This window comes from Chryseobacterium pennae (genome assembly GCF_003385515.1).
Lineage (GTDB): Bacteria > Bacteroidota > Bacteroidia > Flavobacteriales > Weeksellaceae > Chryseobacterium > Chryseobacterium pennae.
This window is the reverse complement of record NZ_QNVT01000004.1, coordinates 246250-252553: the sequence shown is the minus strand read 5'-3', so window position 1 is coordinate 252553 and position 6304 is coordinate 246250. Positions and strand designations below refer to the sequence as shown.

Sequence of the window (6304 nt, the reverse complement as noted above, 5' to 3'; positions counted from 1 at the left end):
TCAGTGGCGCTCCATATTTGCGAGTGCAAAAGTAAAACTTTATTTTGATTTGACCAAATGTTTTGAAAGAAAATTTTAAAGTTTTTTAACTAACCCTAAACTCTCTCCAAATCATCAATCTCCCTACTCCTGCGCTCCCGTTTTATTGGGACTGCAAAGATACAAACTTTATTTTAACCCGCAACTTTTTAAAGTAAAAAGTGAAAGTTTTTTTCCGTCTTTATCTTTCGGAGTATATAATGTTTCTGCTTATCTAAAAGCTCTTCTGCGCTTACTGAATCTCTCTCGTTTTTCAGTGGGGCAAAGATAGAAACTTCTCCATTACCACGCAAACTTATTTAACATAAAGTTTACATTAAAGTAATATATAACCCTTAAGGTTCTGATTAGTTGAGAGAAAAATTTTAAACAAATTTTAATTAATCCGCTATCTTAAATATAGGTAAAAGATACATTGATACTTTTAATGACAATTTTATGGAGTTTTTTCAGTATAAATAGCGCTTAAAAACTCCGCAAATGATTTTTCCAAACCAATAACATCTCCTGATTTCAGGTTTAAGCCTCCAACTCCAGAAGTGTCCGGCTTAATTTTTAAAGATGAGATCTGAAAATACAGATTGTCATCATTGGTTTTAGGCTGTACTTTCACCGTTGACCCTAAAAGTTTCCTGGTTGAGATGGTATAAACTTCTCCAGGAACAATTTTAAATTTTAAAAATGACCTTGGTGTTATGGTATAGTCCTTCTTATTAACATTGATCTTCTGATCTTTTTCAGAGGAAGCAAATATATAGAGAGAACCATCCAGAATTTTCAATTTTTCTTTCGGGGTATAATATAATGCTATCTTATAATTGGAAGGATTGAAAGCCTGAGGTGATCCGTCAATATTTTCAAAAGGTTTTATAACAAAAGTATTGGCACCAATTTCTTTTGCTTTTTTATATACTAATGAAAAAACTGTTGCATCATCTTTTGAGAACCCCTGTACTTCTGCTTCTCCTAAATAAATTGCTTCATTTTCTGCATTATCTTTTTTATAGAGAAACTTATCTGCATTATCACTGGTTTTCTCAACCTTACTCAGATAAACATTTTGTGCATTCCAAAGCTGAATACACAATACGGAAAAGATGATGGCTATATTTTTCATAAAATTATTGTTGTATAAGTAAGTCAACACATTCTTCAAGGCTATATTCCCAGTGTTTTGGCTCAATTTTATAAACCTCCTCTATTTTATCCAGAGACATTGTACTTCTTACAGGTCTTTTGGCTGGAGTCGGATATTGCTCGGTGGTTAATGGGTTCAACTGTACTGAAGATTTTGAAAACTCTGCAATTTTCTTTGCGAACTCAAACCAAGTAGTTTCCGGATAGTTTGAAAAGTGGAAAATTCCAAAGGTTTTATGAGGAGCTTCAATAATTTCCATGATGGCTGCTGCAAGGTCATTAGCATTTGTAGGCTGTCCAAACTGATTTGCTACGATTCCCAATTCGGTTTTCTGGGAAAAGAGATTCAACATTGTTTTCACAAAGTTCTTATTAAACTCAGAATACAACCATGAAGTTCTCAGAATAATTGTTTCAGGGTTAATTTCCAATGCAAGTTCTTCTCCTTGTCTCTTTGATTCCCCATACACTCCTATCGGATTGGTAAAATCATCTTCTGAGTAAGGCAGGTTTGTATCTCCATCAAAAACATAGTCTGTAGACACATGGATCAGAATGGTTTTATGCTCAATACATGCCTGAGCAAGGTTGGCTACACCATCTGCGTTTACAGCAAATGCTCTTTCTTTTTCTTTTTCCGCCAAATCTACAGCTGTATATGCGGAAGCATTGATACAGTAATCCGGTTTATTATCATAGAAAAAGTCATTAACCTGTTCTTCACTGGTCACATCTAAGGTTGCAGAATCTGTAAAAAGAAATTCATATTGATTTTCAAAATCGGGAGCTATTTTTCTGATACAGTTTCCTAATTGGCCATTACTACCTATTACTGCTATTTTTTTCATATATTATTAATTTAAACAATTAAAAAATTCTCAATAGAAATGCGACTAAGAATTTTTTGCATTCTGGGATCTTAAAAACTTAACTCTTGCCTGGAAATCTTTTTGTGGAAGGTCTACATAAAACTTATGGAAAGTTTCTTTTATATCTTCCGGATGAATTTCTGACTTTCTCGTTTTTATGTTGAAATAAATAACGGTTACCCAAAGAACGGCATGAACTGTCTTTTCGTCTAAGCTTTTCATCAGAATTTCAACTTTGGCTGTTCTATCCTGTATGTCGATGGTTTTGCTACTGATGACTACCTGGGTATTGTATCTTACTTCCTTCAGGTAAGCTATTTCGTTTTGAATGGCAATCCAGGTACAGCCTGTCTGTTTGGTATATTCTTCATAAGTAAATCCGTAAAATGTCTCTACATGATCTTCTCTGGCATTGAACATATAATCAAGATATTTTACATTATTCAAATGACCAATCGGGTCGCAATCACTAAACCTTACTTTTACGATAGTTGATACTTCTTTTTCCATTTCGCAAAAATAAACAAACCGCCTCTTTTGGAGGCGGTTTGTTTTATAAATCTTTGTTAATTTGCTTAAATTATTGAATTCCTAATTCTTTCTTTACAGCAGCCGTAGCATCAGCTCCAGCTTTATAAAGGAATGCAGGTGAATTTCCATCCATTACATACTCATAACCGTTAGCTTTAGATACTTTTTCTACAGCGTCGTTCAATTTTTTCTCAATTGGTCCGAAAGCTACTTCTTGCTTAGCCTGAAGATCTTTTTGAGCTTTATCCTGCATTTGAGCTATTTCTTCCTGAATTTTTTGTAATTCACCTTCTCTAGCTTTGTTTTCGTCTGCAGATTTCTTAGGAGCTTCTTCGCTATATTGCTTCAATTTAGCTTGCCCAGCATCGTATTTTTTCTTGATCTCAGCTTGTTTAGTATCGTAGAATGTTTTAAGGTCAGCATCTGCTTTTTTCTTTTCAGGCATTGCATTAAGAACTCCCAATACATCTAAAGTAGCCATTTTTTGAGCTTTTGCCATACCTACAGAAACAACCATCATTACTGCTGCAAATAATACACTTAATTTTTTCATAATTGGTAAATAAATAATTTAATTTGTTTTTAGATTTCAAATTTACGTAAAAGTTAATTTAAAATTTTACTTTTTACTTTTACTTGTAGTTTTCTCTTTTTTATCTGATCCTTTCAGTAAAATAGTTAATACTTTTTCTGTATAATCATATTTTCCCTGAAGAAAAATAACACTAATGTTATTGCTTTTATCAAGAACTATGCCCAACCCATTTTTTTCGGACATTGTTTTGATGGCTCCCCAGATCTGATCCTGGAATGGTAAAACGAGGTTTGTTCTCAGTTTTGTTATTTCCCCATTGGATCCGAAACGTAAACTTGTAGTGGTTTTGATATTTTTATCAAGATCTACAACTTCTTTTTCTCTAAGCTTTAGCTGGTCACCTATCAATAACACTTTTTCACTTTCAAAAGCCGCTTTTTTTCTTTCATACTCTGACTGCATATTCTGAAGTTCAGACTGCCAGGTATCGATCTGAGAATTCAATCTCGCTTCGGCTTCTTTATACTGAGGTAATTTATTTAAAATCTCATTAGTATCTACTACTCCTATTTTCTGGGCATTTCCTAACCCGAAAAGTAAGAGCAATACAAAAGTGATGGTTATTTTAAAGTTCTTCATATTTATAATTATAATGATTGGTTCATCAAGAAGTGCTGTTGCCATCCTGATGGGTTTCCTGACATTGTCTTATCAAATCCATAAGCAAAATCAAACCCGATCAATCCGAAGGCACCCATATACACTCTAACTCCGACCCCTACTGATCTCTTCAGCTGGAATGGGTTATAGTTACTCCATGAATTCCAAACGTTACCTCCTTCAGCAAATGTCAATGCATAAATTTTAGCTGTTTGATTCAATGAGATTGGATATCTTAATTCCAGTGTAAATCTGTTATAGATTGTTCCTCCTCCTCTTTGTGTAATATCATTCGGTTCACCACCGTTATTACTCTGTGTATCATATCCTCTTAAAGGAATCAGTTCTCGACCGTCATATCTACCTCCGAATAATCCTGTACCTCCTACATAGAATCTTTCAAATGGTGGAGCTCCAAGAGTTTTGTTATATCCATCCATGAATCCCATTTCAGCAGAAGATCTTAAAACCAGTTTACCAGCAACTTCATTATAGACGTCCGCTTTAAACTTGATTTTATAGAATTCCATCCAATTATATTTATCAGCAGCTTTCATTGTAGAGTAATCTTTATTACTGAATAATGAATATGGTGGTGTCAGTTTTGCAGAAAGTTCAATATTGGAACCCATTGTCGGGAAGATAGGATCTACCCCGGCAGAGTTTCTGCTTAAACCTAAGTTAATACTAAAGTTATTAGCTGATCCGTTGCTTTCTATTTCATTACCAAACAGGAATTGATAGTTATTAAAGTCATATCTCTGGAACTGTAATCCTGTATACAGAGAGAAATAGTCATCCGGCCAGTTCAGAAGTCTGTTCAGACCTACTGATGCCGAGAAGATATTAAGCTTCTGAGCAGCTCCGTATTGATCGCTATATTTTACTCTTGAGCTATTCAAACTCACAGAAAGTGCAGTAGGTCTTGTTCCGAACAACCAAGGCTCCACGAATGACACTCCATAGTTCTGGAAATACTGTCCTGCCTGTACCTGGATGGAGAAAGTCTGACCATCTCCCTGTGGCACCGGTTTAAAGTCTTTGAACTTAAGGAAGTTTCTTAAGGAGAAGTTATTAAACGTCAATCCAAGAGTACCAATAAAGCTATTTCCTCCATAACCTGCCTGTAGCTGAACCTGAGAAGATCCTTTTTCTACAAGTTTCCAGTTTACATCTACAGTATTATCTGCCTGGTTAGGCTGAATATCCTGTCCGATCTGTTGTGGATCAAAGAATGACATTCCTGCCAAGTCAAAATAGGTTCTTTTGATCTCAGTCTTTTTAAATAATTCTCCCGGTTTTGTTCTTAATGCTCTAAGAATTACGTGGTCATGGGTTGTAACATTTCCTTGCCATGTTACTTTATTCCATGTAGCCTGTTCTCCTTCATTAACCCTGATCTCAAGGTTCACGGCATCGCCATTCACCGATTTTTCAACAGGGGTTACATTTGAGAAAAGGTATCCGTTATTCATATAAACGGATTTAATATCTGAATCATCTTCTTTACCTCCGTCTTCTCCAACTTTTTTGTTGAATCCTACAGCATCGTAGATATCTCCTTTTTTATATCCTAATAATCTTTGTAAATATTCTGTAGAATAAACCGTATTCCCGGTGAAAGTAATGTCACCGATATAATACTTTTTACCTTCATTAAGCTTTACATTGATCTCATAGTTGTTTTTCTTATTTCTCCATACTGAATCAGAAACGATTTTAGCATCTCTATATCCTAAGGAGTTATAATAATTGACAAGGTTCTGTTTATCTTCCTGATATTTATCTTCAATGAATTTAGAAGACTTCAAAATTCCCCCAATACTGAAACGTTTCTGTTTTGTTTCTTTAAAGGCTTTATTTCTAAGTTTTCTGTCGGTCACACTTTGGTTTCCTTCAAATTCAATATGGTCGATTTTAATTTTTTTACCCTTATCTACGGTAATCGTCCAGTCTACCAAAGCAGGATCTCCAGCATTTACTCTATCCTCAATACTGATTTTAGCATCGGCAAAACCTTTTTTGATATAGTCTTTCGGGATGTTTGTCTTAAGACCTGACACCAGGTTTTGAGTAATCTTTGTACCTGGCTTCAGGTTGTTATCTTTAGCCAGTTTTTCACTTTTTGATTTCCCAATTCCTTTGCCCTTGAATTTCACTTCTCCAAGTTCTTTCAGATCCTGAAGATAGAATTTAAGAACTACAGTTTGTCCTTCAATACTTTGAACGTATACTTCCACTTCAGAAAAAGATTGGGTATCCCAAAGCTTTTTAACAGCATTACTGATTTTCTGTCCTGGAATATCTACGCTTTCTCCTTTGGATAAGCCTGTAAACCTCAGGATCTGAGCTGGCGTATATTTTTTTACCCCATCTACAACAATGTCTTTAAGTGTATAAGTACCTACCTCATTGTCTGCATGCACAGCATTGTTTACTTTTGTGCTGTCTTGTGGAGTTACTTGTCCATAAAAATGTGCAGAAGCAGCAAACATAATGATGGGTAATAGTCTAAACTTCATTTTATCGAGTC

At 34.9% G+C, this 6304-nt stretch carries 6 protein-coding genes; all 6 read right to left on the bottom strand.

The window, feature by feature from the left end; genetic code table 11:
• Positions 1-475 precede the first annotated feature (475 nt).
• The 6 genes from DRF65_RS06860 to bamA all read right to left on the bottom strand — a co-directional run bounded on the left by DRF65_RS06860 (position 476) and on the right by bamA (position 6293).
• The gene (locus DRF65_RS06860; protein WP_115970031.1) at positions 476-1156 is read right to left on the bottom strand and encodes a hypothetical protein; all 681 of its coding nucleotides are present in this window, start codon (positions 1154-1156) and stop codon (positions 476-478) included.
• 4 nt (positions 1157-1160) lie between these two features.
• Complete coding sequence (rfbD, locus tag DRF65_RS06855) at positions 1161-2024, bottom strand: dTDP-4-dehydrorhamnose reductase (protein ID WP_115970019.1); 864 nt, start codon at positions 2022-2024, stop codon at positions 1161-1163.
• Positions 2025-2069: 45 nt separating this feature from the next.
• A complete protein-coding gene (locus DRF65_RS06850) occupies positions 2070-2555 on the bottom strand; it encodes an acyl-CoA thioesterase (RefSeq protein ID WP_115970018.1) in 486 nt (161 codons plus the stop codon).
• 70 nt (positions 2556-2625) lie between these two features.
• Complete coding sequence (locus tag DRF65_RS06845) at positions 2626-3129, bottom strand: OmpH family outer membrane protein (protein WP_115970017.1); 504 nt, start codon at positions 3127-3129, stop codon at positions 2626-2628.
• 66 nt (positions 3130-3195) lie between these two features.
• Positions 3196-3750, bottom strand: coding sequence for an OmpH family outer membrane protein (locus DRF65_RS06840; RefSeq protein WP_115970030.1), 555 nt, complete (start codon positions 3748-3750; stop codon positions 3196-3198).
• 8 nt (positions 3751-3758) lie between these two features.
• A complete protein-coding gene (bamA, locus tag DRF65_RS06835) occupies positions 3759-6293 on the bottom strand; it encodes an outer membrane protein assembly factor BamA (RefSeq protein ID WP_115970016.1) in 2535 nt (844 codons plus the stop codon).
• Positions 6294-6304 lie beyond the last annotated feature (11 nt).

Coding starts and splice junctions, on each gene's coding strand:
- DRF65_RS06860 (WP_115970031.1), bottom strand. CDS start 1,156: ATGAAAAATATAGCCATCATCTTTTCCGTATTGTGTATTCAGCTTTGG.
- rfbD (WP_115970019.1), bottom strand. CDS start 2,024: ATGAAAAAAATAGCAGTAATAGGTAGTAATGGCCAATTAGGAAACTGT.
- DRF65_RS06850 (WP_115970018.1), bottom strand. CDS start 2,555: ATGGAAAAAGAAGTATCAACTATCGTAAAAGTAAGGTTTAGTGATTGC.
- DRF65_RS06845 (WP_115970017.1), bottom strand. CDS start 3,129: ATGAAAAAATTAAGTGTATTATTTGCAGCAGTAATGATGGTTGTTTCT.
- DRF65_RS06840 (WP_115970030.1), bottom strand. CDS start 3,750: ATGAAGAACTTTAAAATAACCATCACTTTTGTATTGCTCTTACTTTTC.
- bamA (WP_115970016.1), bottom strand. CDS start 6,293: ATGAAGTTTAGACTATTACCCATCATTATGTTTGCTGCTTCTGCACAT.